The sequence below is a fragment of the Marinobacter sp. genome (genome assembly GCF_033722195.1).
In the GTDB taxonomy this organism is placed as follows: domain Bacteria; phylum Pseudomonadota; class Gammaproteobacteria; order Pseudomonadales; family Oleiphilaceae; genus Marinobacter.
Window position 1 is genome coordinate 1 of record NZ_JAWVZL010000010.1, and the last position, 25,865, is coordinate 25,865.

Below are 25,865 nucleotides of genomic sequence, written 5' to 3' on the forward strand. Positions count from 1 at the left end.
CCCCCCCCCCCCCCACTACCACGCCAATCTTCTGTAATAGCTCGAAATTGAAAACTACGACCCTGTGGCCGCCGAACGATGAATGGCGAATGGCACAGAATCTGAAGCAGAGGGTGTAGGGGACCTTTCTGAAATCGTGAGTGGCCAGGGATGGCCACGCCCGAGCCGTACAGGGACGTATTTACAGGCGTGTTTCCGGAGGGACCCACCCCACTGCCACAAGCACCGGGCCATCAGGCCTGCCGCCGAAAGAAACTTGTTCAGCAATCGGCCCAGACGGCCCCAAAAACGGAGAAAAGAACAAAATGCCATTCACCGAAGCTGCCCTGTTCTGGGGATTCCTGGTGGTCTACGGGGGGGTCATGTACCTCCTGTCGCCCCGCAGCAAAAACGCCGCCTCTTTCTACCGGGGCGCCGACGACAAGGGCAATCCGGTGGGTCAGTGGTCACTGACCGCCAGCATCTTCATCAGCTGGATCTTTGCCAAATCCGTCACCAACGCCGCCAACCTGGGCGCCGCCTACGGCTTGGTGGGCGGCCTGGCCTACGCCACTTACTGGCTGTCGATCCCCGTTGCCGGCTACGTGATCTACCTGATCCGCACCCAGACCGGCGCCACCAGCCTGCAGAACTTCCTGACCTCGCGCTTTGGCCGGCTGGCCGCCCTGAGCTTTGCCGCCGCCATCCTGATCCGGCTCTACAACGAGGTCTGGAGCAACACCGCCGTGGTGGGCGGCTATTTCGGACTGCCGGGGCAATGGGAGTACTACACCGCCGCCATGCTGTTCACCGCTTTCACCCTGGCCTACAGCCTCAAGGGCGGTCTGCGCAGCTCCATCTTTACCGATGTGATCCAGGCCTTTGTGTTCGTGTTCTTCGTCGGCGCCGTGCTTTTCCTGATTATTCCCGCCAACGACACCAGCGTCCTGCTGACCGCCGGTGAATTCCGTCTCAATGCGGGCGTCGACCTGTTGCTTGTGGCCGGGCTTCAGATCTTCAGCTACCCCTTCCACGACCCGGTGCTCACCGACCGGGGCTTCGTCAATCGCGAGAAAACCATGTTGAAAAGCTTCGTGGTGGCCGGTCTGCTGGGTTTCGTGGCGGTCTTCGTGTTCAGCCTGGTGGGCGTGCATGCCCAGCTCAACGGCATCGAGGCGGCCGGCAATGCGCCGGCGGCGGTGGGCCAGTCCCTGGGCCTGGCCGCTCTCTTCTTCATGAGTGTGGTGATGATGACCTCCGCCGGCTCCACCCTGGATTCCACCTTCAGCTCGCTGTCCAAGTCGCTGGCGGTGGACCTGCCGCAACTGGTCAGGCGCAGTGCTGAGCGCATGCCCAGCATGCGGGTCGGAGCGGCAGTGATGATCATCTTTGCCATCCTGGGCAACCTGCCGATGTTTGCCGGCACCGACATCCTCAAGGCCACCACCATCTCCGGGACCATGGTGATGGGGCTGGCACCGGTCTTCCTGTTCTACGGCTTTACCCGGTGGTCCCCCTGGAGCTTCCACCTGAGTTTCTGGACCGGCATTGTGCTGGGCATTCTGCTGGCAGTGGGTCTGATACCCGACAGCTGGGCCATTGGCGAGGGTAATTACGCCACGTTACTGGGGGTCAATGCCTACGGTTTCCTGATCTGTTCGGCCGGCTTCTTCCTGCCCCTGCTGCTGCGCCGGCTTGCCGGCCGGTCGGTAGCGGTCGGTCAGGCCTGACGCCATGTCGGATGCGGCAGGCCGCAGTTGCCCTATCCATTATCGCTATCGGCCGGAAGCGCTGATGGCCGAGCCGGAACACTGGCCGGAACAGGTGCTTTACGTCGTGGGCGGGCTTTACGGCAATCCCTTCGCCCTTGATGAAATCGAGGCCATGGTGAACCGGGAGCGCCGCGCCGGCGCCAGTGTGCGGCTGCTGTTCAACGGCGACTTCAACTGGTTCAACGCTGAGGCGGACTGGTTCGCCGAGATCAACCGGCGGGTCCTGGCTCATGATGCCATGCTGGGCAACGTGGAGTACGAGCTGGCTCACCCCAGCGAAGGCGCCGGCTGTGGCTGCGCCTATCCGGACTTTGTGGATACCGGCGTGGTGGAGCGCTCCAACCGTATCATGGAGCGCCTGCAGGCGGTGGCGGCGGACCAGGGCGAGATCACCGGTCGCCTGGCGCAGCTGCCCCGCTGGCGGGCGGCATTGTTTGGTGGCCTAAAGGTTTTGGTTCTGCACGGCGATCCGGAATCCCTGGCAGGCTGGGGCCTGTCCCATGAGTTGCTGTCTGACGCCGGCGCCGGTCAGCTGGAACACTGGTTTCGCCGCTGCGATGCCGATGTGATCCTGTGCACCCACACCTGCCTGCCGGTGGTCTGGTCCGGCGTGGTGGCCGGGCGGCCCCGGCTTCTGCTCAACAACGGCGCCGCCGGCATGGGCAACCTGCAGCAGGACAGCCGCGGTCTGGTGCTGCGGCTGGCGCCGGGTCCGGCCCCGGCCGGCTCGCTGACCAGCCGGGAGCTGGCCGGAATGAGCGGCTCCCTGGAGCCGGTGGCGTTTGACACCGTTGCGTGGCTGCGGCTGTTCGATCGCCACTGGCCGGCGGGTTCCGATGCAGAGCGCTCCTACCGGGCCCGGATTGCCGGCGGAACCGGGCTGGCGCTGCGGGATCTGGCCCTGGACGGGCTGGCCTGAGGCGCCGGCCCGACCCCGCCGAGGGCCGGCCTTGAGTTCGCTTGCGCCGGATTTCTGGTTGATTTTTATTTCGAGGTCTATATAATTTGGAGGCATCTTAAGCAGATAAACGACCACTTATGACTGATAAAGCCTCGCAAAAAAGCGCCATCGAACTTCGCAAGCCCAACAAGGACGATGGCTTCAGGCTCCACCAGCTCGTGGAGGAATGTCCTCCCCTGGATCCCAATTCCATCTACTGCAACCTCCTGCAGTGCAGCCACTTTGCCGAGACCGGCGTGGCGGCCGAAATGGACGGTGATCTGGTCGGTTTTATCTCCGCCTATATTCCCCCCCTGCAGTCCGACACCATCTTCGTATGGCAGGTGGCGGTCCATGAGAAAGGCCGCGGCCAGGGCCTGGCCAAGCGCATGCTCAAGGAAATTGTGGCACGGGATGCCTGCCGCAACGTCACCCACATGGAAACCACCATCACCTGGGACAACAAGGCCTCCTGGGCCCTGTTCCGCTCCTTCGCCCGGGACATGGACGCAGAACTGACCTACCACGAGCACTTCGAGAAAGAGACCCACTTCGGGGGCAAGCACGACCCCGAGTACCTGCTCCGCATCGGGCCTCTGAAGAAGTCGTAAGCGGTTGAAGCCGGTGGGCGCTTGAGGAGCGCCCACACCCTGGCTTTTCCACGCGCGGATTCCGGGCCGCGACCGAAACCGGCCCCACTCCCCGCATTCCCCCTCGAACCTGACATGCTAAGAGGCAAGACAATGGAACTTCTTAAAGCGACTGAATCCCAGGTACGCGTGTATTCCCGCGCCTTTCCGATGATCTTCAACCGGGCCAAGAACGCACACCTGTACGCCGAGGATGGCCGTGAATACCTGGATTTCCTGGCCGGTGCCGGATCCCTGAACTACGGCCACAACAACGACGAACTCAAGAAGGCGCTGATCGAGTATATCCAGAGCGATGGCGTCAGCCAGGGCCTGGACCTGTGGACCACCGCCAAACACGACTTTGTCGAGGCCTACCAGAACATCATCCTCAAGCCCCGTGGCCTGGACTACAAGATGCAGTTCACCGGTCCCACCGGCACCAACTGTGTCGAGGCGGCGCTGAAGCTGGCCCGAAAGGTCAAGGGCCGTGACGGCATCATCTCCTTTACCAACGGCTTCCACGGTGTTTCCCTGGGTGCCGTGGCCACCACCGGCAACAAGAACCACCGCGGTGGCGCCGGCGTGCCCCTGAGCAGCGTCGAGTTCATGCCCTACTGCGGCTATTACGGCAAGGACATCGACACCATCAAGATGATGGACAAGCTGCTGAGCGACAACTCCTCCGGCACCGACCTGCCGGCTGCCGTCATCGTCGAGGCGATCCAGGGCGAGGGTGGCCTCAACGCCGCCAGCGCGGAGTGGCTGCAGGCGCTGGCCAAGCTCTGCAAGAAGCACGACATCCTGCTGATCCTGGACGACATCCAGGCCGGCAACGGGCGGTCCGGCGATTTCTTCAGCTTCGAGGCCGCCGGCATCGTGCCGGATATTGTCACGGTTTCGAAATCACTGAGCGGTTATGGTCTGCCCATGGCGCTGGTGCTGCTCAAGCCGGAGCTGGACATCTGGAACCCCGGTGAGCACAACGGCACTTTCCGCGGCAACAACATGGCGTTCATTACCGCACGCACCGCCATCGAGACCTACTGGCAGGACGATGCCTTCCAGAACGAGGTGCGCGCCAAGAGCGAGATCCTTGGCAAGCGTCTGAAGGCCATCTGCGACCAGTACGGCCCCAACCAGTTCCGGCTCAAGGGCCGCGGCATGATGCGGGGCATCGCCTGCGCCAGCGGTGAGCTGGCGGACAGGATCACCACCCTGGCCTTCGAGAGGGGCCTGATCATCGAGACCGCCGGTCCCGACGACGAGGTGGTCAAGTGCCTGATGCCGCTAACCATCAGCGAAGCCGACCTGAACAAGGGTCTGGACTTGCTGACCGAATGCGTAAGTGAAATCATGAAGGAAGAAATGAGCCAGGCGTCCTGAGGACGTCCATCGGGGAGGGCGCGGCAAGGCCGGGAAGCCCCAAGCAGGGCCCCTCTCCGATCGCTGTTTTTCCCGGCGCTAAGGAGCCGCTCCGGCGGTTCCCAACATTCATGCGACCGAAGACAGGATTATGACTACCAAACAGCAAGCTCGACAGCATACCGTGGAGAAGATCGGCGGTACTTCGATGAGCAATTACGAAGCCGTCCGCGACAATATCGTTCTGGGCAACCGCAGCAAGGATGAACTGTACAACCGTATTTTCGTGGTGTCCGCGTACGGCGGCGTCACCGACGAACTCCTGGAGCACAAGAAGACCGGGGAGCCCGGCGTCTATGCGCTTTTTGCCGATGCCGAGTCCGACTGGGCCTGGGGTGACGACCTCACCAAACTGGTGAAATTTCTCACCGACCTCAACGCTGAACTTTTCGACGACCACATGCTGCGCCAGCAGGCGGACCAGTTCATCACCGACCGGGTGGAAGGTGTCCGGGGCTGCCTGATCGACCTGCAGCGGCTGTGCTCTTACGGCCAGTTCCAGCTCGAGGAGCACCTGCTCACCGTGCGCGAGATGCTCGCGGGTATCGGTGAGGCCCACAGCGCCTTCAATACCTCCCTGAAGCTCCAGCACGAGGGCATCAATGCCCGCTTTGTCGACCTCACCGGTTGGCGCGACAACGAACTGCTGCCCCTGGACGAAAAGCTCAAGCAGGCCTTTGACGCCATCGACCTGACCCGCGAGATGCCCATTGTCACTGGCTACACCCAGTGCAAGGAAGGCCTGATGCGCACCTTCGACCGGGGCTACAGCGAGATGACCTTCAGCCGTGTTGCGGTCATCACCGAAGCCGCCGAGGCCATTATCCACAAGGAATACCACCTCAGCTCGGCGGACCCCAAGATCGTCGGCGAGGACAAGGTGGTGCCCATCGGCCGCACCAACTACGACGTTGCCGACCAGCTGGCCAACCTGGGTATGGAGGCCATCCACCCCCGTGCCGCCAAGGGCCTGCGCCAGAACGACATCGCCCTGCGGGTCAAGAACACCTTCGACCCGGAGCACACCGGTACCCTGATCACCCGCGACTACATCAGCGAGAAGCCGCAGGTGGAGATCATTGCCGGCCACAAGGGCGTGTTCGCCATCGAGGTGTTCGACCAGGACATGCAGGGTGAGCCCGGCTACGACCGCCGCATCCTGGATATCCTGACCCGCTTCAAGATCCGGTTCGTCACCAAGGACACCAACGCCAACACCATCACCCACTACGTGGATACCACCCTCAAGCACGTCAAGCGGGTGGTGCGGGCCCTCAAGGAGGAGTTCCCCAACGGCGAGATCAGCACCCGCAAGGTGGCGCTGGTATCGGCCATCGGCAGTGACATGCAGGTACCTGGCATCCTGTCCAAGACCGTAAAGTCCCTGGCGGACGAGGAAATCAGCATCCTCGCCATCCACCAGTGCCTGCGGCAGGTGGACATGCAGTTTGTGGTGGAGGAAGAGAACTACAAGCGCGCCATTACTAAACTGCACCAGACCCTGATTGAACCCCACAATCACGAGTACGCCATAGTCGCGGCCTGACCGGCCGCGCTGGCGAGGGCGCCTCAGCCGCGCCCCGACCTGATTGCCGGGGGCTGGAACCGGTCGCTCCGGTCCCGGGCAATGGAGGTGTCTTGCCTCCTGATCGGGCCGCCCGTGCCCCGGGCCGGGCGGGCCCGATCGCCTTCCTTTCCGATGCCGGGAACCCACCCGCCGATACCCTGTCCGACGCTTAGAGCCCGGCACCCGCCGGCAATCCGCCTGCCCATTTCACGCGTATTCTTGACAAACTTTTTCAAAACGGGATCAACGTCATGAACGACATTCAGGAACGGGTGGAAGCTTCCACCGGTGTCCAGAGCGGTGAGCTTGGCTCGCTGGTTGGGCATTACTTCCGGGATGCGGCCCAGCACGAGCTGCTGACCGAGCCGGGTGAGCGTCGCTTGAGCCGGCGCCTGGTTCGCTGCCTCGAGATTCTCGCCGGCGACCAGGGCCTGGCCGCGGACGTCCCCCGGACCATCAGGGACGTGGTGGGGGACCGCGGCGAATCCGATTTCAGCAGCCTGCGTGCCCGCCGTGCTTACCGCCTGGTGCGCGCCAGCCGCGAGCTGCTGATCCAGAGCAACCTGCGCCTGGCGGTTCACATTGCCCGTCGCCACGCCAACCGGGGTCTGTCCATGTCGGACCTGATCCAGGACGGCAACGTCGGCCTGATCAAGGCGGTGGAAAGGTTCGACCCGGGCAAGGGCTTCCGCTTCTCCACCTACGCCTACTGGTGGATCAGTGAAGAGGTCAAGCGCTGTCTCAAGCGCGGTCGGCGGGTGGTCCGGACCCCGGACCACATTGTCGACGAACTCCGCGCCCTGCAGGCCACCACCCTGCGCCTGAACCGCCAGCTTGGCCGCACCCCGCGCCAGAGCGAACTGGCCCAGGAGCTGGAGGTCTCGCCGATACGCATCAGCGAGCTGATGACCTACGCCGGTGCCGAGGTGTCCACCGAGGCGCCCGCCAACGACGACGGCAGCGTGGTGCTGGGGGACGCCCTCACCCTGGGGGACAGCGAGGCGCCGGAAGCAGCGCTGGTGCCCCGGGACCGGCGGCGGATCCTCGACAGTATCCTGGAGAATCTCAATCCGCGGGAGCAGGACATACTGTCCCGGCGCTTTGGCCTGGACCGGCCGGAACCGGAGACCCTGCAGGTCATTTCCGACGAGATGGGCATCAGCCGCGAGCGGGTACGCCAGATCGAGAAGACCGCGCTCGGCAAACTGCGGGAGAAGTTTGCCGGCATGGGGGAACTGGTGGGGAATTGATTTCCCCCCAGGGCCCGAGGGCAGACGCTCGGGCCACAGCCATCACAGCATAAAAAAGGCGCCGGATCAGGCGCCTTTTTCATGGAGAGCGGTTGCTCAGCTCACCAGCCAGCCCGCCACGACCAGCTGGCAGACCACCGCCACCAGGGTGAGCACCAGCCGCAGCTTGCGGTACCAGTCTGGCCAGTACAGGTTCATCCAGCGGATATCCACCAGGTACAGACCCAGGAAGGCCAGCGGGTACACCAGCATCTGGCCGGTGACCGGCAGCAACAGGCCCAGGCCGGCGGCCACAAAGAAGCACTGGCTGATCACCAGGGTGCTGATGGGGGACAGCGGGTAGCAACGGTCCTCCAGCTGCAGCGCAATGGGCCAGTAGACCCCCGCCATGAACGCCAGGATACCGGCGCTGTAGAGGTAGAAGTAGGACACCAGGGTGGCGCCGTACTGGGGCCAGACAAACACGGCCAGGGCGCCGAAAATGAATGGCAGCAGACCGGCAAGGCCGATCGCGATGGCCAGACGGGAGACCGAAATCATGATGGGTCGCCCTGAATGCGGATCCGCATGGGCTCCACATCGCTGGGCGCCATGCCCACCATTTCATGGTAGGCGGAAGGATGGACCATATCGGTTGCGGTGACCTCGAAGGCCCCCAGGGTGTCCTGGATCTCCCAGCTGCTGCGGAACAGGGCGGTTTTGCCGGCCTCATCGGACAGCAGGTAGAGGGCGTCGCCGATGTGGATGCGGGCCATGTAGCGCTGGCCCTCGATGGACACGATCTCCAGCAGGTCGATGGTCACGGTGTCGAGGGAGCGCAGCTCGGCCAGGGTAATTCTCACGTGCTATGACTCCGAGAGTTGAAGACTATGGGAGCCTATACGCCGCCGGTTGGATTCGAGATCAACCGGGGCTGGAAAAGCTCACCCCGGCGCCGGCCGCTGGCCCAGTTGACGGCAGGGCTCGTGGGCCGGGCACCGGACCAGGTGGTCATTGACCATGCCGGTGGCCTGCATGAACGCATAAACGATGGTGGGGCCGACAAAATTGAAGCCGCGCTTGCGCAAGGCATCCGACATGGCTTTGGCCTCCGGCGTGGTCACCGGCACCTCGGCCATGCTGGTCCAGGCGTTCTGTCGTGGCCGACCGTCGACAAAGCCCCACAGGAACTCGCTGAAGGACACACCGCTGTCCTGCAGGGCCAGATAGCCCCGGGCGTTGCGGATGACGGACTCGATCTTGAGGCGGTTGCGGACGATGCCCGGGTCCTGCAGCAGCTGCTGGATCTTGGCTTCGTCGTAGCGGGCAACCAGGGCCGGATCGAACCGATCGTAGGCGGCCCGGTAACTGTCCTGCTTGCGCAGAATCGTGATCCAGCTCAGGCCGGCTTGCTGGCCATCCAGGCAGAGTTTCTCGAACAGCGCCCGATCGTCGTATTCCGGCCGTCCCCAGACATTGTCGTGATAGGCCACGTAGAGCGGATCGGTGCCGCACCAGTCGCAGCGCTGGCGGTCATGGTCGGTCATGGTGAGCCTCGGTATCAATATGGGTGTGGGTCCACCAGGCCATGGCCGCGGGCTCCGGTGGTGGCTCCGGGGCGGGTCCGGTTGTGGCCCGGGTCGGCGCGGTCAGCCAGTGTACCGCCGGCGCACCCCGGCTTTGCCGCTCATCACTGTAGACCACCGCCAGCATCATGTCCGCCACGGTGCCGGTGCCGCCCCGCCAGGGATAGCGCCGGTCATCGCCGTGGAGCTGGCCGCCGGCGCCCACCTCCAGGGTCTGCAGGTGGCCGGCAATGCCGCGGCCGGTGGCTTTGAGCCAGGCTTCCTTGAGGGTCCAGACCCGGAGGAAGTCCAGGTGCTGTCCATCGGCCAGCAGCCAGGCCTGCTCCGCCGGCGTGAACCAGCGCCTGACCACCTGCTGCCAGGCCGAGCGCCGGACCAGGGGCTCCAGGTCCACTCCCACCGCGGTACCGGCGCTGATCGCGCAGGCCGCCACGCCGTGACTGTGGCTCAGTGACAGGCTCCAGCCTTCGGGCCGGGCCGAGCGCACCGGCCGCCCCGGCACCGGTGCGCACAGATCCGGCTCCAGGCCGCTGGCCCGGGCCAGGGCCTGCCGGATCAGCCAGCGGCTGAGGGCGAACTCCTGCTGCCGGACCGGCGCCAGGCCCTGCAGTCGGGTCCGTTCCGCAGCGTCCAGGCAGCGGCCCATGGCCGCCAGGTCCGGCTGCGCCGGCAGCCGACTGAGCCAGACACTGACGTCGCTGCCGCCGACGGTATCAGGGCTGGAGACGCTGGATGGTCCAGCCATCATCGGCCCTCAGGTATTCGAAACGGTCGTGAAGCCGGCTGGGCCGGCCCTGCCAGAACTCGATGCGCTGGGCCATGACCCGGTAACCACCCCAGAACGACGGCAGCGGAATCTCGCCATCGCCAAAGCGCTGTTTGATCTCGGCGACTTTCTGCTCCAGCAGCCCCCGGGAGCTGATGGCCCGGCTCTGCTCCGAGACCCAGGCGCCGATCTGGCTGCCCCGGGGCCGGGAGGCGAAGTACTTCAGGGATTCGGCCTTGCTGACTTTTTCCACCCGGCCCTGGATGGTGACCTGGCGATTGAGCCCGAGCCAGGGGAACAGCAGCGCGGCCTGGGGGTTTTCCGCCAGCTCCGCCGCCTTGCGGCTGCCGTAGTTGGTGTAGAACACGAAGCCGTCGCGGTCGAAATACTTCAGCAGCACGGTCCGTACATCCGGCAGGCCATTGGCACCGGCGGTGGCCAGTGACATGGCATTGGGCTCCAGGATGTCGGCCCGGCGGGCGTCATTGAACCAGTGCTCGAACTGTCGGAAAGGGTCGCTGTCCAGGTGCTCCCGGTTCAGACCCTCGCTTTCGAAGTCGCGCCGCATATCGCTGATATCCATCTACCTCACTCCGTTTCCAATGGCTGCCACACACCGCCGCGCAACGGCGCAGCCGGCCCCGTCTCGGGAGCCTCGCCAACGGCGGTCATCGGTCATGATACGTACTCAACCGGCGAAACGGTACGTTGGCGGATGGTCGTGGCCATGACAAACCGGACGCTCGGCGGCTATCCTTGCGGTAATCGTGCGCCGGGAAAGGCGCAGATCCGGGCCGGCCCAGGCCCCGCAACCCAATCCCACAACAGGAGTGACAACGTGGCCCAGGCCCCGCTCAGAAAACCCTTGCACAAGCGATGGACGGTCTGGCTGCTGGTGATTCTGGCGCTCTACACCCTGCTGGGTTTCCAGGTGCTGCCCTGGTGGCTGGAGCGGGCGCTGCCACAGCAGCTCGAGCAGCGCCTGGGCTGGAGCGCTTCGGTGGAGGAGGTGACCGCCAACCCCTATGCCATGTCGGTCACGGTCCGGGGCCTGGATGCCAGTGACGGCCAGGAGCCTGTGCTGCGGCTCCAGCGCCTGCACCTGGACCTGGGTTTCCTGCAGCTGTTCCGCGGTTTGGTGGCGCTGGAGACCATCGATCTGGACCAGCCCTACCTGCGGGTGGATCTGCTGGAGGATTACGGCATCAACCTGCTGCGGGACTGGCGCGCCCACAACCCCCGGCCCGAGGGCGAACCGCAACCGCCGCAAAGCGGTTCGGAGGGTGAACCCGCCAGGCTCTACTTCGGCCGCATCAGCCTGAACCAGGGCGAAGTCCTGCTGCGGGATTTCAGCAAGGCGGAGGAGGCCAGCTTCGAGATCCGCTCCCTGGACCTGGTGCTCAACGACCTGGCCACCTTCCCCAACGAGAACGGCAGCGGTTACCGCTTCAACGCCACCCTGGGGGAGCAAAGCCTGGCCTGGGAAGGCCAGCTCAATCTTGTGCCCTTCAGCTCCAGCGGCCGGCTGCGATTGGAGAACCTGGCGGCCACCACCATCGGCCACTTTGCCGCGCCCTACCTGCCCTACGAGCTGCGGCAGGGCCGCCTGACGGTGGCGTCGGATTACCGCACCAACACCCGCGACGGCCTGACCCTGGAAACCAGCAATGGCCGCATCGAGATCAGCGACCTGGCGGTGGCCACCGGCAGCGAGGAAGGGGACACCCCGGACCTGGCGCTGGCTGCTCTGGTGGCAGACAGCATTGGCTTCAGCCTAAGCCGGCGCGAACTCGGCGTTGGTGAAGTCAGTCTGCAGGGACTGGACGCCCGCGTGCAGCGGGCCGGCGATGGCAGCCTGAACCTCTTGCGCCCGTTCGCGGACGATGACCAGACCGGCGAAACCGGGAAAGCCGACGGCGAGCCTGACACTGGCGCCGGCCAGCCATTCCGCTGGTCGGTGGCCTGGGTCGGTCTGGAGCAGAGCCGGGTACAGTGGCAGGACGCGGTGCCGGAGCAGGCGATCAGCCTGGACCTGAGCGAGATCCAGCTCAACGTGGAAGGCCTGAGCCATGAGCTGGCCGAGCCGGTGCGCTACGACGCCAGTCTGGTGGCAGCCGGCGGCAGGCTGAGCGGCAGTGGCCAGCTCACCCTGTCCCCTTTCACCCTGGAAGCCGGCGTGTCGGCGCAGGCGCTGTCCCTGGCGGCGGCGGAAGGCTACCTGAAAGAACTGGCGGCGCTGGACGTGAAGGCAGGCCAGCTCACCCTCGATGGCGACCTGGACCTGGACGGCCAGACCGAACCCCTCACCGGCACCTTCAGCGGCCGCGGCGAGCTGACCGGGGTGGCGCTCGCCAGGACCGGGGAGGACCGCAACCTGGTGAGCTGGCAGTCGGTGCGGCTGGAACCCATCGAGTACAACCTGGCGCCGGCCCGGCTGGAGATCGGCAGCATCGCGCTGGCATCACCGGAGGTCCGGCTGGAGCGCTCGCAATCCGGCGCCCTGAACCTGATTGAGGTGTTGGCCGGTGACGACCCCGACGACCCTCAGGGCGCGGATAGCGACCGCGGCGGCGAGGACGGCGACGGCTTCATCTTCCGGGTCGGCGAGGTGGTGTTGCAGCAGGGTACGGTGAACTACACCGACCGCTCCCTGGAGCGCCGTTTTGCCACCCGGCTGCATCAGCTTTCCGGCTCCATGACCGGCCTGAGCAACGTCACCCCCCAGAAGGGCCGGGTCAATCTGTCCGGCAGGGTGGCGGAGGCCGGTGACCTGACGGTGGAGGGTAATCTGGCGGCCCTGGGCAGCGACCAGACCAGCACGCTCGATGTGGACCTGGACCAGCTGTCGCTGCCACTCCTGAGCCCCTATTTCGCCCGCTACCTGGGCTACACGGTGGACGGCGGCAAGCTGGCCCTGGCGCTGGATTACCGGCTGGAGGGCACGCAGCTGTCCGGTACCAACCACATTGTGCTGGATCGGCTGGAGCTCGGGCAGTCAGTGGCCAGTGAACAGGCCGTGGACGCCCCCATCAAGCTGGGCCTGGCCCTGCTCCGCGGTTCCGGCGGCCAGATTGAACTGGATATCCCCATCGACGGCGACCTGGAGGACCCCAATTTCCAGATCGGCGGCGTGGTGATGGGCGCCTTTGCCAACCTGGTGATCAAGGCGGCCACTTCTCCCTTCAGCGTCCTGGGTTCCATCGCCGACCTGACCGGCCTTACCGGACCCGAATTGAGCGCCATCGGCTTCCGACCCGGAAGCGCTGAACTGGGTGAGGGCGAGGCCCGCAAACTGGAGGCCCTGTCGCAAGCCCTCAACCAGCGCCCTGGCCTGGTGCTGGATATCCGCGGTGCCGTGGCGCCAGTGCTGGATGGCCCCGAACTGGCGGCTCAGGGCGGTGCCCTGGAGGAGGCTCTGGACCAGCTCGCCGCGGACCGGGGCGAGACCCTGCAGCGGCAGCTGACCGAGACCTACGATGTCGACAGCAGCCAGCTTTACCTGCGGGATCCGATACGGGACGCCGGCCTGGGCGAGGACGCCGAACTGGTACGCGTGCCTGTTGCTCTGCAGGCGCGCTGATCGGATCTGTTACAAATGGCTACATAAATCAGGCAACTGTGGGCCGTCCCGGCCCGTATTCATGAGCCCAGATTCACTTTTCAGGTGGCGCAGCAGGGGCTGCGCCCTTTCTGGCCATGGAGTTGACTGATGCACGGTTATTACGACCTATCCCTGGTATTCCTGTCTTATCTGATTGCCATCCTGGCGTCCTACAGTGCGCTCTATTTTGGTTCCCAGCTGACCATCGTCACCGACGCCAAGCGGCGACTCTGGGTTACCCTGGGGGCCCTATCCTTGGGGCTGGGAATCTGGACCATGCATTTTGTTGGCATGCGGGCCCACATCATGCCGGTGGCCATGACTTACGATCTGGCGTTGACCGCCACGTCGGTGCTGCCGGCGGTTCTAGCCTCCGCCCTTGCCCTGCTGATGATCAGCAAGCCCCGCGCCAGCCAGTTTCAGATCGCCGGTGCCGGCCTGGTAATGGGGCTGGGCATTGTCGCCATGCACTACACCGGCATGGCGGCCATGAAGCTTTCCCCGGGGCTCGGCTACGATCCGCTGCTGGTGGCGGCCTCGGTGGCCGTGGCCATTGGCGCCTCCTGGGCGGCCCTGACCATCAGTCGGATACTGCAGGGCGTTGAAGGCACCGAGGCGGTGGTCTTTCAGTTTGTGGCAGCACTGATCATGGCCGCGGCCATCTGCGGTATGCATTATGTCGGCATGGCGGCGGTGAGCTTCGCGCCGTCGGCGATGCCGGCCGCCGATAACCTGCTGGCCGGTAACTGGCTGGGGCTGCCGCTGGGCCTGTTCATTGCGGCGTTCATCGTGATGGCGCTGGTAGCGTCGGCCCTGGATGTGCGGCGCCGGCGCCGCAACCTGGCGCAGCTCAGTCTGGAAGAGCAGCGGCGGGACCGGCTGGCCTTCTACGACCAGACCACCGGCCTGCCCAACCGTGCCTCGCTGGATCGCGCCTTGTTGACGACGTTGGCGGAAACGTCCGTCGAGCCCGAGCGCTTCGGTGTGGTCTATCTGGAGATGAGCAATTACCGCAAGCTCTGTGAGGGCATGGAAGAGCAGAAACGAGCGGCGATGCTCAAGGGAGCCACCAAACGCTTGCAGTGGTGCGTGGGCGATGCCTTTCTGGCCCGGCATTCGGCCAGCACCTTCGTAGCCGTGATTCCGGAGCGTTCAGCCAACAGTTTTGTGCACGCATTGAAGCGGCTTGGCAATCTCGCCGAAGATGCGGACGGAATCATCTGGTTTGCGGGTCAGGCGCGCTTTCCGGACGATGGCCGCTCCAGTCGCCGACTGCTGGAAGCGGCCGCCAGGACGCGGCCGGTCCGTGAGCTGGCTAGTGCGGTCAAGGATGAGTCCATGGCCGGGGCGGTGGTGCAGTCTCCCTCTTAGCCCAGATTAGCCGTCGGCATCAGGGCAACTGCAGACCATACCTGGCCACCATTTCGGCGTAGAGCCCGGAGTCCTTGATGGTGGCCAGCAGGGAAGTGAGTGCCGGCAGACTGATGGGCGCGTCGGGCCGCAACAGGGCCCGCATCCGGTAACTCTGGTCGGGGGTCTCTGACACCAGCAGGCGGTCGGCCATGGCGGGCTGGCGCTGCAGGAACAGCTGCAGATACGATTCGCTGACCACCGCCACCTCCGCCACCGATGGGCGGTCCGCCAGGATCAGCTCCAGGTTGCGGCGGTGGCTGTGGGACAGCTCGATATCGAACCGCTGGCGCAGGATCTGCTCATCGGTCACCTCGTCGGAAAAGCCATAGTGGTAGCCCAGCATCGCCACTATTTTGCGCTCGCTGACCGGCTCGAAAAAGGACTGGTCCCGGCCCGGCTTGGCCAGGGCCACGTAAAGCTCACGGTCCATCAACAACGGTTCGGTGGCGAGATGATCCACATCCTGCCAGCTCCAGCGGGGGCTCTCGAAGAAGATCAGGTGGTAATGGCCCTCCACGAAATCCAGCTGCCGCCGTTTCGGTGAGGTGATGTAGGTCTCGAACCGGTACTCCGACTGGCGGGTGTTGAGTTCCGCCAACAGGTCGCCCACCAAGCCGCTGACCTCCCCTGTCGCCGATACCGTGGCAACCGGCGGAAAATGATAGACTCCCACCGCCACCCGGATTGCTGCCAGAGCAGAACCTGAAACGGTCATTAGGGTGATCAGAGCAAGAGTCAAAATCCTGGCATGGGGCATGGTTTCCGGTCGCATCAATTAAAATGAACATTCGTTCAACTGCGGTACCAGATTAGCACTGGAAAGCCGACGGAAGAAGCGACAGACTGAAAACAATCGCAAAAGGATGACCCCCCGGCATGACCCGAAAACCCAGCCATTTCTTCGCCTACATCGCCCGCCTGCGCTGGATCAGGCGCTGGGGGCTCATGCGCAACGCCATCGAGGAAAACGTCGCTACCCACTCCTGGGAAGTGGCCACCATAGCCCACGCCCTGGCGCTGATACGCAACCGCCACTTCGACGGCGAGGTCAACCCGGACCAGGTGGCCACGGCAGCGCTCTACCACGATGCCGCCGAGGTCATCACCGGCGACATGCCCACCCCGGTCAAGTATCACTCCCGGGTCATGCGGGAGGCCTTCGGCGAGATCGAGCACAAGGCCCAGGCCGAACTGCTGGCCCTGCTGCCGGAAGATCTGCAGGCGGATTTCCGGCCCTACCTCCAGGAGGCCCGGTGGGCGCCCGAGGTGCTGGCGATCGTCAAGGCGGCCGACCGGCTGTCGGCCTGGCTCAAGTGCCAGGCGGAGATCCAGGCCGGCAACAAGGAGTTCGAGCCCGCCGCCAGCCAGATTTACCAGCGCATCCGCCAGGAGGCATCGCCGGAGGTGGAGTATTTTCTGGAAGTGTTTGCGCCCAGCTACCTGCAGCCCCTGGACCACCTGCTGGCCTGAGGGGGCTGCCGGATGTCTTCCTGACCGCAGTGACTGCGCGCTGGTGGAATCTCTGCCATGGGCCCCGGGGCACGAGCTGCTACAGTGAGGCTCGATCTGACCAGCATATTTGGGCGAATCCAGGCCACGGCCTGCCCTTACCGACATCAGCAAGAGGTTGCAGTAATGAAGGATCTGAACAACAAGGTGGCCGTGGTGACTGGTGCCGGCTCCGGTATTGGCCGGGCCCTGGCAATGGAACTGGCAGCCCGGGGCTGTCGGCTGGCGCTGTCCGATGTCAACGAGGCCGGTCTGAAGGAAACCGCGGCGCTTTGCGATGCCTCGGAAGTCCGTACCTACCGCCTCGATGTCGCCGACCGTGACGCCATCTACGCCCATGCCGGCCAGGTGACCAAGGACTTCGGCGCTGTCCACCTGGTGATCAACAACGCCGGTGTGGCGCTGTCCGCCACGGTCCGGGAAATGACCGACGAAGACTTCAAGTGGGTCATGGACATCGATTTCTGGGGCGTTGCCCACGGCACCCGCGCCTTCCTGCCCCACCTGATTGCCTCCGGCGAGGGTCATGTGGTGAACATTTCCAGCGTGTTCGGCCTGATCGGTGTGCCCAAGCAGAGCGCCTACAACGCCGCCAAGTTTGCTGTCCGCGGCTTCACCGAGGCGCTGCGCCAGGAAATGAAACTGGAGAAGCAGCCGGTGGCGGTAAGCTGTGTCCACCCCGGCGGTATCCGCACCAACATTGCCAACGCCGCCCGCATGGGCAAGTCCGAGAACGCCGAGGCCCAGCGCAAGGGGTTTGACAAACTGGCGGTTACCTCGCCGGAGAAAGCCGCCCGCATCATCGTCAAGGGCATTCTCAAGGACGAGTCCCGCATCCTGGTGGGTCCGGACGCCTGGGGGATCGAGTTGATCAACCGGGTGCTGGGCGCCGCCTACCAGCCCCTTGTGGAGCGGTTCTCCCGCAAGAATCTCTACGTCTGAGATCCCGCTCCGACGGCCCGCGCCCGTAGGCGGGTGCCGTCGGGGTTATGGCGTTGCGCCTGCAGCGGACCTATACTCAGGCGCAGATGATCAGCCCGGTGCGCCATGAAATCTTCCCTGCCCAGAGAGCCCGATCCGGGTATCCGATACAGCAAGACCGGCCTGCGGGATCTTCACCGCCGGGGCCTGGTGCGACTCATCTTTATCGCCACCGGCGTCACCCTGTCGGTGTTCGCGACCCTGCAGCTGTTCAATGGCAACCATGTCCTGGCAGTCGCCGAGCTTGTGGCCGCTGCGGTGCTGGGGTATGGCGCCACCCGGGTGATGGATTCCGCCCGTTTCCAGCTCTGGACCTACGGCTACCTGGTGACGGCCTTCAGTTTCTTCCTCTACATCATCATGATGCCCGGCGCCTCCAGTTCGGCCTACGTCTGGGTCTTCATCATGCCGATCCTGTCCTACCTGCTGCTGGGACGGGTTGCCGGCTTTTTCCTGGCGGTGCCCTTCATGCTGGCGGGTGGCTATGTTTTCTACATCCAGCTTGACGCCCTGGACAGCGCCCGGGTCATGATCGATCTGCTCAATCCGGCCTTCTGCGGGGTACTGATCCTGCTGTTCATGCATGTCTATGAAAAAAGTCGGGCCGAAGCCCAGGACAAGCTGGTGACCATGGCGGAAACCGATTCCCTGACCGGACTGTCCAATCGCAGCAGCTTCCGCCGCACACTGGAGCGGGTGATCAACGAGTGCCGTCGCAACCACGGCCGCTTCGCGCTGGTGCTGATGGACATCGACCACTTCAAGCGGGTCAACGACACCCTGGGCCACGACGCCGGCGACGAGATCCTGCGCCATCTGGGCCAGTGCCTGAATGCCCGTCTGCGCAACACCGACTGCGTCGGCCGTCTCGGCGGCGAGGAGTTCGGCCTGATCCTGCGGGATGTGGATGTGGCGGACGCCTACCGCCTTGCCAATGAGCTGCGGGAACGCATCGCCACCTCCCCCGCCCTTTACGACGGCAAGCCGGTCACGGTGACGGCGTCCTTTGGCATTGCCTACTGGCCGGCGGATGCCGAACGGCTCAACGAGCTCTACCAGATTGCCGACCAGCGGCTGTATCAGGGCAAACAGGCCGGCCGCAACCGGGTGGTGCCGGCCAGTGACTTCCGCCCCGGCGGCGCCGGTGCCGGCGTGAATCTGGGGGCGCAGGCCTCCGGCGCTATCAGTTAGCAGGCCGATATCCGGCCGCTACCGTGCCAGCGGGTTGATAACCGTCGCCTCGACCGCAGGTAATCCTCAGGAGACTTCACTCCGGGATCACACCGCAAAGGCAAGGAGGAGACGATGGATGTCCCCATAAAGAATCGTAAGGTCGCCGGCGAAGCGCTGGCGGAGAAACTCGGCAAGTACCGTGATCGCGACGATGTGCTGGTGCTGGCGCTGCCTCGGGGTGGTGTGCCGGTGGCGGCCGAGATTGCCGATGCCCTGGACGCCGGCCTCGACCTCATGATTGTCCGCAAGCTGGGCCTGCCGGCCTGGGAGGAACTGGCCATGGGCGCCATAGCCAGTGGTGGCGTCAAGGTGCTCAATGACGACGTCATCCGCTCCCATAATGTGTCGGAGGCGGACATCGAGAAGGTGGCGAAGAAAGAGCAGACCGAGCTTGAACGCCGTGACCGCACCTATCGGGGCGACCGGAAAGCGCCGAAAATCGAGGGTCGCTGCGTCATTCTGGTGGACGACGGCATTGCCACCGGGGCCACCATGGAAGCGGCCATCGATGCGCTGCGGCGCCAGAATCCCGAACAGGTGGTGCTGGCGGTGACGGTGGCGCCCCAGGAAACCCTGGACCGGCTGGCCGGCAAGGTGGACGACATTGCCTGCCTGGCCACACCGGAGCCGTTCATGGCCATCGGCAAATGGTACCGGGATTTCGGTCAGACCAGCGATGAGGAAGTACGGGAGCTGCTGGACCGGGCCTGGAAGCGGGAGAAGCAGTAGGTCCCGGACGCCACCCTGGCAGCGCCCGGAACAGCACCTCAGGCCTCCTGATCGGAGGCCTTCTTTTTGGTGCCCTGCTTGTGGCCGGATTGGCCGGAGTCATCCTTGCTGTCGTCGTCGCTGTCGTCCGACTCCTTCCGCTTTTTCCCGCCGGACCCGGCCTTGTCGCCGTCGTCCTTGTCATTGCCCTTTTTCTTTTCCTTGTCCTTGGGCAGGTCCAGCAGTGAGCGAATGCGGTCGGACTCCAGGGTCTCCTCCTCCATCAGGGTCTCCGCCAGCTTGTCCAGGCGGTCGCGGTTGTCCTCCAGTGCCTTCTTGACGTCGGCCTCGATGTCGGTGATCAGCTTGCGCACCTCGTCATCGATTTTCTCGGCGGTGGCGTCACTGAATTCCTTCTCACGGGAGATCTCGTGGCCGAGGAAGACCTCTTCCTGGCTCGATCCCACCGACACCGGGCCGATGACGTCGCTCATGCCCCAGCGGGATACCATGCGCCGCGCCAGCTTGGTGGCCTGCTCGATGTCGTTCTCGGCGCCGCTGCTGAGTTCGTTGAACACCACCTTTTCCGAGACCCGGCCGCCCAGCATCACGGCGATGCGGTCGCGGGCGTAACTGGCGGTCATGTTGAGGCGGTCCTCATCCGGCGCCTGCTCGGTCAGACCCAGCGCCCGGCCCCGGGGGATGATGGTGACCTTCTCCAGGGCATCGGCCTTGGGATACAGCAGCGCCGCCAGGGCGTGGCCGGACTCGTGGTAGGCAATGACCCGCTTTTCGTCCTCCGACAGCTTGTGCTCCCGTTTGGAGCCCATGAGGATCTTGTCCCGGGCCAGGTCGAAGTGTTTCATGGTCACGGTCTTGCTGTCGTCCCGGCCGGCGTAGAGTGCGGCCTCGTTGGCCAGGTTCTCCAGGTCGGCGCCGGAGAAGCCCACCGTGCGGCGCGCCACGGTCTTCAGTGAGACGTCGTCGTCCAGAGGCATGGCCTTGGTGTGGACCTCTAGGATCTTCTCCCGGGCATCCCGCTGGGGCCGGTCCAGGGTGACCTTGCGGTCAAAGCGGCCCGGGCGCAGCAGGGCCTGGTCCAGCACGTCCGGCCGGTTGGTGGCGGCGATCACCACCACTGCCTCGGTGGGGGAGAAACCGTCCATTTCCGACAGGATCTGGTTCAGCGTCTGCTCACGCTCATCATGACCGCCGCCGACACCGGTGCCCCGGGAGCGGCCTATGGCGTCCAGCTCGTCGATGAAGATGATGGCCGGGGCCTCTTCCCGCGCCTGCTTGAACATGTCCCGCACCCGCGACGCGCCGACACCGACGAACATCTCGATGAATTCCGAACCGGAGATGGAGAAGAAGGGCACATCGGCCTCCCCGGCCACGGCCCGGGCCATCAGGGTCTTGCCGGTACCCGGCGGGCCCACCATCAGCAGGCCGCGAGGCAACTTGGCCCCCAGGCGCTGGTAGTAGGAGGGGTTCTTCAGGTAGTCGACGATCTCGGTGAGGTCCCTCTTGGCATTCTCACAGCCGGCGACGTCTTCAAAAGTCTTCTGGGGTTCGTCCTTGCGGAAGCGCTTGGCCTTGGATTTGCCCATGCTGAATAGGCCGCTGCCCTGCTGGCCGCCGCCCATCTGCTTGGCCATGCGCTGCCAGAAGAAAAAGAACAGGCCGAGGATCAGGATCCAGGGCAGGAAGCTGATCAGCATGCGGGTGAACCAGTCGGTGCCGGACTCCTCGGCATCGATGGTGACGTCGTTCTGCTCCAGCAGGTTGATGATGTCGCTGTCACCCACCTCGGGGATGTGGCTGCGGAACAGGTTGCCGGTCTGGCCGGCAACGCCTTCGGCATCACCGGCCTTGAGGGTACCGGTGACCTGATGGCCCTCGATGGTGACCTCGCTGACCTGGCCGGCAGTGACCCTTTTCTTGAACTCGGTGTAGGTCAGCTGCTGGACGTTGGATTCCGACATCAGCTGCAGGGCATAGAAAATGACGAAGGCCACCAGCAGAATGTGGACCATGCGGGTCCATTGCGGTGGCTGCTGCTGGTGGCCCTGGCTGGCCATGGGGTCTATCGGTTTTTGCTGGCGGCGCCTGTCATCCCCGGAGGAATTGCGGTGAATAGGCGGCTGGTTGGGTCTGTGGGCACCTTGGGACACGTGACGAACCTCCCCGACGTGTTTGCGAAATCAATACCTACAGAGCTGTGTGCGATTCCGGTGGATTTCAACGTCCGGCAGGCCATACATGTCGTTTTAAACGACAAAAGGCACCCGCAGGTGCCTTTGTCCGGATCGCCATCGGCCCAGCCGTTTACTGCAGGGTGCGGCGATTGCCCTGGCGGTACTGGGGCGCGATGTAGTCCTGGATCTGCGCCTTGAAGCGGGCGATCAGCTCGCTGTTGTCATGCTGCCAGGGATGGAAATCCGGCCGGAAATAATCCAGCCAGGTGGGGATCAGGCTGGAGAAGGTGCCGTTCTTGCCCCACATGCGCCAGAGACCCCGGGCCCCGTCCCGCAGGGAAAAGTTCCTGCGGTCGTTCAGCATCATGCGGCCGGTGAAATAGGTCGCCATGACCCCCAGCATGGCGGTGCTGAAGGCCAGGTAGAAGGTGCGCTCGGCGTAGGTGCCGCCCACTTCCTGGAAGACATCGAAGGTAACGCCTTTGTGCTCGGTTTCCTCGATGGCGTGCCAGACCCAGATCGGCCGCATGGACTCGTCCATGTCTTCCCGCACGTCGCTGCGTTCCAGCAGCATGTCCGCCATCATGGCGGTGAGGTGCTCCAGGCCGCAGGTGATGGCCAGCTGGTGACGCTTGGGCAGCTTCTTGGCGATGCCCAGTACCACCTCCAGGTGTTTCTCCAGCTCTTCCACGGGCATGCCCTGGTCGCGGACGTGCTGGTTCATGGCCACGTGTTCCAGCGAGTGCATGGCTTCCTGCCCGATGAAGCCGCGAACCTCCTCCTTCATGGCCGGGTCGGTGATCCGGTCCCGGAAGTGGCGCACCGAGTCCACGAAGAACTGCTCGCCCTGGGGGAAGAGTACCGACAGCGCGTTCATGGTATGGCTCAGGGTGTAGCTGTTATCCAGCCAGTAGCGGGGCGTCTGTTCGCCGAACTCGAAACCCATGCGTTGCGGCTTGATGGTGACGCTGTCCGGCTTGCGGGCGCCGGTCTGCTGCGTAGACGTATTGCTCAGCATAATGCCTCCTCTGCGCATTGGCGCTTTGGCTGATGTCATGGGGCCAGTGTGGCGGGCGCAAGGCGTTTGCGGAATGCGAGAAGAGGACGGCTATCGTGGAGGTTGGGCCAGCGCCCTGGCCTGTATTGACTGAAGTGACGGCACCGCAGGTGGCCCTGGCCTCAATGCCGACGACAGGGCTTCGTGCTAGTGTCCGGGGCAGGTTCCAACAAAGGTGTGCGCCATGGCCAACGTCAGCCCGGAAAAAGAACGCCAGATGCTTGCCCTCTTCCTGGTGCCGGGCGTCTACCTGCGAGTGTTGGCGGAGACGGTCCGCAAGCTGGGTCACGACGACCGCGTTCTCTACGAGGGCCTGGATTTCGGGTCCGCCGACCTGCGCGCCAACGACAGCCGGGTGTTCGTCACCGACGCCATCACCATGGCGGACCGGGCGGTGGCGCTGGCTGGTCACCAGGGTCTGAGCTTCCTGCTGGCCCGGGAGCTGCGGGTGACCATTCACGGTACCCTAGGCTTTGCCGCCCTCACCAGCCCTACCATGGCCGACGCGCTGGATTCGGTGCGGCGCTATCTCAGGCTGCGGGCTCCCTTTCTCGCCATGACCCTGCGGGAAGCGGACGACAGCGTGCTGGTGCAGCTGAAGCCGGAATTCAGTGTCGCCACCCTGGACCCCTTTCTGGCGGAAACCGTCAGCGCCACTCTGGTGCTGCTCACCGAACAGCTGGTGGACCGTGACAGCGCCGCAGCCGAGGGTTGTGAGCTGGTGGCGGGCAAGCTGCCCGGGGTCTCCGTGCACCTGAGGGGGCCGGAGCCAGCCTATTACCAGGATTTCCAGCTGCAACTGCCGGTACGGTTCGAATACGGCCGGGAGGCGGAGATGATGATTTTCCCCAAGGCCCTGCTGCGGGCCCGGATGCGGCTGGCGGACGCCGAGGCTTCGGACATGGCGCGGGAGCAGTGCGAGTTCGAATTGCAGAAGGCGCTCAAGGAGCAGGGCGACATCACCTTCGCCATCCGCAATATGCTGCACGTCATGCCGGCGCCGCTGCCGTCCCTGGACACCATGGCGGAGCGCTTCTGTGTGTCGTCGCGAACCCTCAAGCGCCGGCTGGCGGACCGCAACACCACCTATCGGGAGCTGGTGGAGGCGGTACTGAAGGACCGGGCCATCCAGCTGCTGCGCTACACCAACCGTTCGGTGAGCGAAATTGCCTACGAGTTGGGCTATGCTGACCTGTCGAATTTCAGCCGCGCCTTTCGCAAGTGGACCGGCAAGTCCGCCAGCGAATTCCGTGAAGATGGCCCGGACCCGGCCCCGGAGCTGGGTCCCTGACGCCAGGCGCGCTCATCCACTGGCATTGACGGAGGTTCCATGACCCGGACGGATACCCACAGCAAGCTCATCGGCTACCTGTTATGGCTGTTCGGCTTTCTGGGTGCGCACCGCTTTTACTACGGCAAGCCCATCACCGGCACCATCTGGTTCTTCACCCTGGGGCTGCTGTTCATCGGCTGGATCATCGACCTGTTCCTGATCCCGGCCATGGACCGGGAGGCCGACCTGCGTTACCAGGAAGGCCTGGTGAGTTTCAACGTGAGCTGGATCCTGCTGACCTTCCTGGGGGTGTTTGGTGTCCACCGCATGTACATGGGCAAGTGGATCACCGGCATCATCTACCTGTTTACTGGCGGTCTTTTCCTGATCGGTGTGCTCTACGATTTCTGGACCCTCAATGACCAGATCTCACAGAAGAACAATGAACTGGCGGCCCGCTAAAGGCGTGACCGGGCCCGACCCGGAGCGCTCCATGAGCTATTTCGGCAAGCAGTACCACGCCCCCGGCACCGCACCGGGGACCCTGGTGCCCCACGCCGCCGCTGATGCCCCGCTGGTGATCCATCTGATGGACTACACCGAGACCGAGGTGGAGGAAGTGGTCCTGCGCTCGGCCGCGGACTGCGTACCCTACCTGGACCGTGACTCCCGGACCTGGATCCAGGTCAACGGCCAGGTCAACCCCGAGACCCTGCGCCAGCTGGGTGAGCTCTTCGACCTTCACGACCTGGCGCTGGAGGACGTGCTCAATACCGGCCAGCGGCCCAAGATGGAGGTCTACGACGAACAACTGTTCCTGACCCTGGCCATGCCGGTGCACCGGCACGGGCAATTGCAGACTGTACAGATCAGCCTGTTCGTCGGCCCCGGTTACCTGATCGGCTTCTGCCCGCTGGACCAGGACCTGTTCGAACCGGTTCGCAAGCGTATGCGCAAGCCCAACAACCGGCGTTTCGCCAGCCGCGGCATTGACTACCTGCTCTATGCCCTGATCGACTTGGTCATCGACGAGGGTTACCCGGTGCTGGAGGCGTTCGGTGAGCAGCTCGAGCGGCTCGAGCAGGAGGTGCTGGCCCGGCCCAGCCACCGGACCCTGACCGAGATCCATGGCCTGAAGCGGGAACTGCTGCTGTTGCGCCGGATGCTCTGGCCGCAGCGGGAGCTGGTGAACGAGCTGCTGCATACCGAAGAGGGGCTGATTCAGGCCGACACCCAGGTTTACCTGCGGGACTGTCACGACCACACGGTGCAGATCATCGAGCTGCTGGAAAGTTTCCGGGACATGGCCAGCAGTATGGTGGACATCTACCTGAGCAGCGTCAGCCACCGCACCAATGAAACCATGCGGGTGCTCACCATGATTGCCACCATTTTCATTCCGCTGACCTTCATCGTCGGTATCTACGGCATGAACTTCGAGCACCCCAGCAGCCCCTGGGCCATGCCGGAGCTGGGCTGGTATTACGGCTACCCCATGGTCTGGGGAATGATGATCCTGGTCACCAGCGGCCTGGTCTGGTTCTTCCGGCGCCGGGGCTGGCTGTAGCGGGTCGGGCCGGCCCAGACAGGCCGCTAGGCGGCCTGTTCCGAGGGGGGCTGGCCGGCCAGGTCGATTTCCAGCCGGTCGCCAGCCAGGCGCACCGGGTAGACCGGTACCCTGGCCTGTTCATCTTCCAGGCATTGGCCGGTGCGCAGGCTGTAATGCTGCTTGTACAGCGGTGAGGCCACCACCGGCTCGCCCTTGATGTCGCCGACGATGCCGCGGGCCAGCACATTGGCCCGCCCGATGGGGTCGTAATGGCCCAGGGCGAAGAGCCCCGGTTCCACGTCCGGTACCCAGAACACCGCCACCGGACCCTGTTCGGTCCAGACCGCGATGCCGGAGTCCGGTACCAGGTCGGCCTTTGTGCATACCGCCTGCCATTGCTTGCTGTCAGTCATGGGCTTGTCCTCTCTGTGCTGATCCATCGGAACCCCC

The 25,865-nt window shown here is 64.4% G+C and carries 24 protein-coding genes; 15 read left to right on the plus strand and 9 right to left on the minus strand.

What is annotated here, in order from left to right; translation table 11 throughout:
• Positions 1-305: 305 nt before the first annotated feature.
• From R3280_RS03340 to R3280_RS03365, 6 genes are all read left to right on the plus strand, one after another.
• Positions 306-1,709 carry a sodium:solute symporter family transporter gene (locus R3280_RS03340; RefSeq protein ID WP_318997162.1) on the plus strand — a complete coding sequence of 468 codons (1,404 nt, stop codon included), beginning with the start codon at positions 306-308 and terminating at the stop codon, positions 1,707-1,709.
• Positions 1,710-1,773: 64 nt separating this feature from the next.
• Complete coding sequence (locus tag R3280_RS03345) at positions 1,774-2,670, plus strand: hypothetical protein (RefSeq protein ID WP_318997163.1); 897 nt, start codon at positions 1,774-1,776, stop codon at positions 2,668-2,670.
• A gap of 119 nt (positions 2,671-2,789) precedes the next feature.
• A complete protein-coding gene (ectA, locus tag R3280_RS03350) occupies positions 2,790-3,302 on the plus strand; it encodes a diaminobutyrate acetyltransferase (RefSeq protein ID WP_318997164.1) in 513 nt (170 codons plus the stop codon).
• Between the two features lie 132 nt (positions 3,303-3,434).
• Positions 3,435-4,706, plus strand: a complete 1,272-nt coding sequence (gene ectB, locus R3280_RS03355) for a diaminobutyrate--2-oxoglutarate transaminase (protein ID WP_318997165.1) — start codon at positions 3,435-3,437, stop codon at positions 4,704-4,706.
• Positions 4,707-4,836: 130 nt separating this feature from the next.
• Positions 4,837-6,291, plus strand: a complete 1,455-nt coding sequence (locus R3280_RS03360) for an aspartate kinase (RefSeq protein ID WP_318997166.1) — start codon at positions 4,837-4,839, stop codon at positions 6,289-6,291.
• Positions 6,292-6,563: 272 nt separating this feature from the next.
• On the plus strand, positions 6,564-7,562 hold the full coding sequence (locus tag R3280_RS03365; protein ID WP_318997167.1) for an RNA polymerase sigma factor RpoD/SigA: 999 nt from the start codon (positions 6,564-6,566) through the stop codon (positions 7,560-7,562).
• A gap of 96 nt (positions 7,563-7,658) precedes the next feature.
• Here the strand turns inward: R3280_RS03365 and R3280_RS03370 are convergent, their stop codons facing one another.
• The 5 genes from R3280_RS03370 to pdxH form a co-directional block, all read right to left on the minus strand.
• Positions 7,659-8,102 carry a DUF3429 domain-containing protein gene (locus tag R3280_RS03370; protein WP_318997168.1) on the minus strand — a complete coding sequence of 148 codons (444 nt, stop codon included), beginning with the start codon at positions 8,100-8,102 and terminating at the stop codon, positions 7,659-7,661.
• Entirely contained in the window at positions 8,099-8,404 is a 306-nt protein-coding gene (locus R3280_RS03375; protein WP_318997169.1) for a DUF6482 family protein, read from the minus strand. The genes R3280_RS03370 and R3280_RS03375 overlap by 4 nt, the downstream gene beginning before the upstream one ends.
• An 81-nt stretch (positions 8,405-8,485) precedes the next feature.
• Positions 8,486-9,088: a DNA-3-methyladenine glycosylase I gene (locus tag R3280_RS03380; RefSeq protein WP_318997170.1), complete on the minus strand. Its 603-nt coding sequence runs from the start codon at positions 9,086-9,088 to the stop codon at positions 8,486-8,488.
• On the minus strand, positions 9,075-9,875 hold the full coding sequence (locus R3280_RS03385; protein WP_318997171.1) for a 4'-phosphopantetheinyl transferase family protein: 801 nt from the start codon (positions 9,873-9,875) through the stop codon (positions 9,075-9,077). Before R3280_RS03385 ends, R3280_RS03380 begins: the two co-directional genes overlap by 14 nt.
• Positions 9,841-10,476: a pyridoxamine 5'-phosphate oxidase gene (pdxH, locus tag R3280_RS03390; RefSeq protein WP_318997172.1), complete on the minus strand. Its 636-nt coding sequence runs from the start codon at positions 10,474-10,476 to the stop codon at positions 9,841-9,843. Before pdxH ends, R3280_RS03385 begins: the two co-directional genes overlap by 35 nt.
• 282 nt (positions 10,477-10,758) lie before the next feature.
• On the opposite strand from pdxH, the gene R3280_RS03395 reads away from it, so the two are divergent.
• Together R3280_RS03395 and R3280_RS03400 are read left to right on the plus strand one after the other, a co-directional pair.
• On the plus strand, positions 10,759-13,473 hold the full coding sequence (locus R3280_RS03395) for a DUF748 domain-containing protein (protein WP_318997173.1): 2,715 nt from the start codon (positions 10,759-10,761) through the stop codon (positions 13,471-13,473).
• Between the two features lie 129 nt (positions 13,474-13,602).
• Positions 13,603-14,865 carry an MHYT domain-containing protein gene (locus R3280_RS03400; protein WP_318997174.1) on the plus strand — a complete coding sequence of 421 codons (1,263 nt, stop codon included), beginning with the start codon at positions 13,603-13,605 and terminating at the stop codon, positions 14,863-14,865.
• Positions 14,866-14,884: 19 nt separating this feature from the next.
• Here R3280_RS03400 and R3280_RS03405 read toward each other — a convergent pair whose 3' ends face one another.
• Entirely contained in the window at positions 14,885-15,622 is a 738-nt protein-coding gene (locus R3280_RS03405) for an amino acid ABC transporter substrate-binding protein (RefSeq protein ID WP_318997175.1), read from the minus strand.
• A gap of 161 nt (positions 15,623-15,783) precedes the next feature.
• Here R3280_RS03405 and yfbR point away from each other — a divergent pair, with 161 nt between their 5' ends.
• The 4 genes from yfbR to R3280_RS03425 all read left to right on the plus strand — a co-directional run bounded on the left by yfbR (position 15,784) and on the right by R3280_RS03425 (position 19,359).
• Entirely contained in the window at positions 15,784-16,377 is a 594-nt protein-coding gene (gene yfbR, locus R3280_RS03410; protein WP_318997176.1) for a 5'-deoxynucleotidase, read from the plus strand.
• Between the two features lie 165 nt (positions 16,378-16,542).
• Positions 16,543-17,358: an SDR family NAD(P)-dependent oxidoreductase gene (locus R3280_RS03415; RefSeq protein WP_318997177.1), complete on the plus strand. Its 816-nt coding sequence runs from the start codon at positions 16,543-16,545 to the stop codon at positions 17,356-17,358.
• A gap of 105 nt (positions 17,359-17,463) precedes the next feature.
• Entirely contained in the window at positions 17,464-18,588 is a 1,125-nt protein-coding gene (locus R3280_RS03420; RefSeq protein ID WP_318997178.1) for a GGDEF domain-containing protein, read from the plus strand.
• A 114-nt stretch (positions 18,589-18,702) separates the two neighbouring features.
• Positions 18,703-19,359 carry a phosphoribosyltransferase gene (locus tag R3280_RS03425; RefSeq protein ID WP_318997179.1) on the plus strand — a complete coding sequence of 219 codons (657 nt, stop codon included), beginning with the start codon at positions 18,703-18,705 and terminating at the stop codon, positions 19,357-19,359.
• A 38-nt stretch (positions 19,360-19,397) separates the two neighbouring features.
• Here R3280_RS03425 and ftsH read toward each other — a convergent pair whose 3' ends face one another.
• Entirely contained in the window at positions 19,398-21,419 is a 2,022-nt protein-coding gene (gene ftsH / locus R3280_RS03430; RefSeq protein ID WP_318997180.1) for an ATP-dependent zinc metalloprotease FtsH, read from the minus strand.
• 247 nt (positions 21,420-21,666) lie between these two features.
• Positions 21,667-22,554 (minus strand): metal-dependent hydrolase, encoded by an 888-nt coding sequence (locus tag R3280_RS03435; protein WP_318997181.1) that lies wholly within the window; start codon positions 22,552-22,554, stop codon positions 21,667-21,669.
• Positions 22,555-22,777: 223 nt separating this feature from the next.
• Here R3280_RS03435 and R3280_RS03440 point away from each other — a divergent pair, with 223 nt between their 5' ends.
• From R3280_RS03440 to corA, 3 genes are read left to right on the plus strand one after another with little or no spacing between them, the layout of a single operon-like run.
• Positions 22,778-23,884 carry a helix-turn-helix domain-containing protein gene (locus R3280_RS03440; RefSeq protein WP_318997182.1) on the plus strand — a complete coding sequence of 369 codons (1,107 nt, stop codon included), beginning with the start codon at positions 22,778-22,780 and terminating at the stop codon, positions 23,882-23,884.
• A gap of 39 nt (positions 23,885-23,923) precedes the next feature.
• Positions 23,924-24,328 carry a TM2 domain-containing protein gene (locus R3280_RS03445; RefSeq protein WP_318997183.1) on the plus strand — a complete coding sequence of 135 codons (405 nt, stop codon included), beginning with the start codon at positions 23,924-23,926 and terminating at the stop codon, positions 24,326-24,328.
• Positions 24,309-25,433, plus strand: coding sequence for a magnesium/cobalt transporter CorA (gene corA, locus R3280_RS03450; RefSeq protein WP_318997184.1), 1,125 nt, complete (start codon positions 24,309-24,311; stop codon positions 25,431-25,433). The genes R3280_RS03445 and corA overlap by 20 nt, the downstream gene beginning before the upstream one ends.
• A gap of 26 nt (positions 25,434-25,459) precedes the next feature.
• Here corA and nirD read toward each other — a convergent pair whose 3' ends face one another.
• Positions 25,460-25,828, minus strand: coding sequence for a nitrite reductase small subunit NirD (nirD, locus tag R3280_RS03455; protein ID WP_318997185.1), 369 nt, complete (start codon positions 25,826-25,828; stop codon positions 25,460-25,462).
• Positions 25,829-25,865 lie beyond the last annotated feature (37 nt).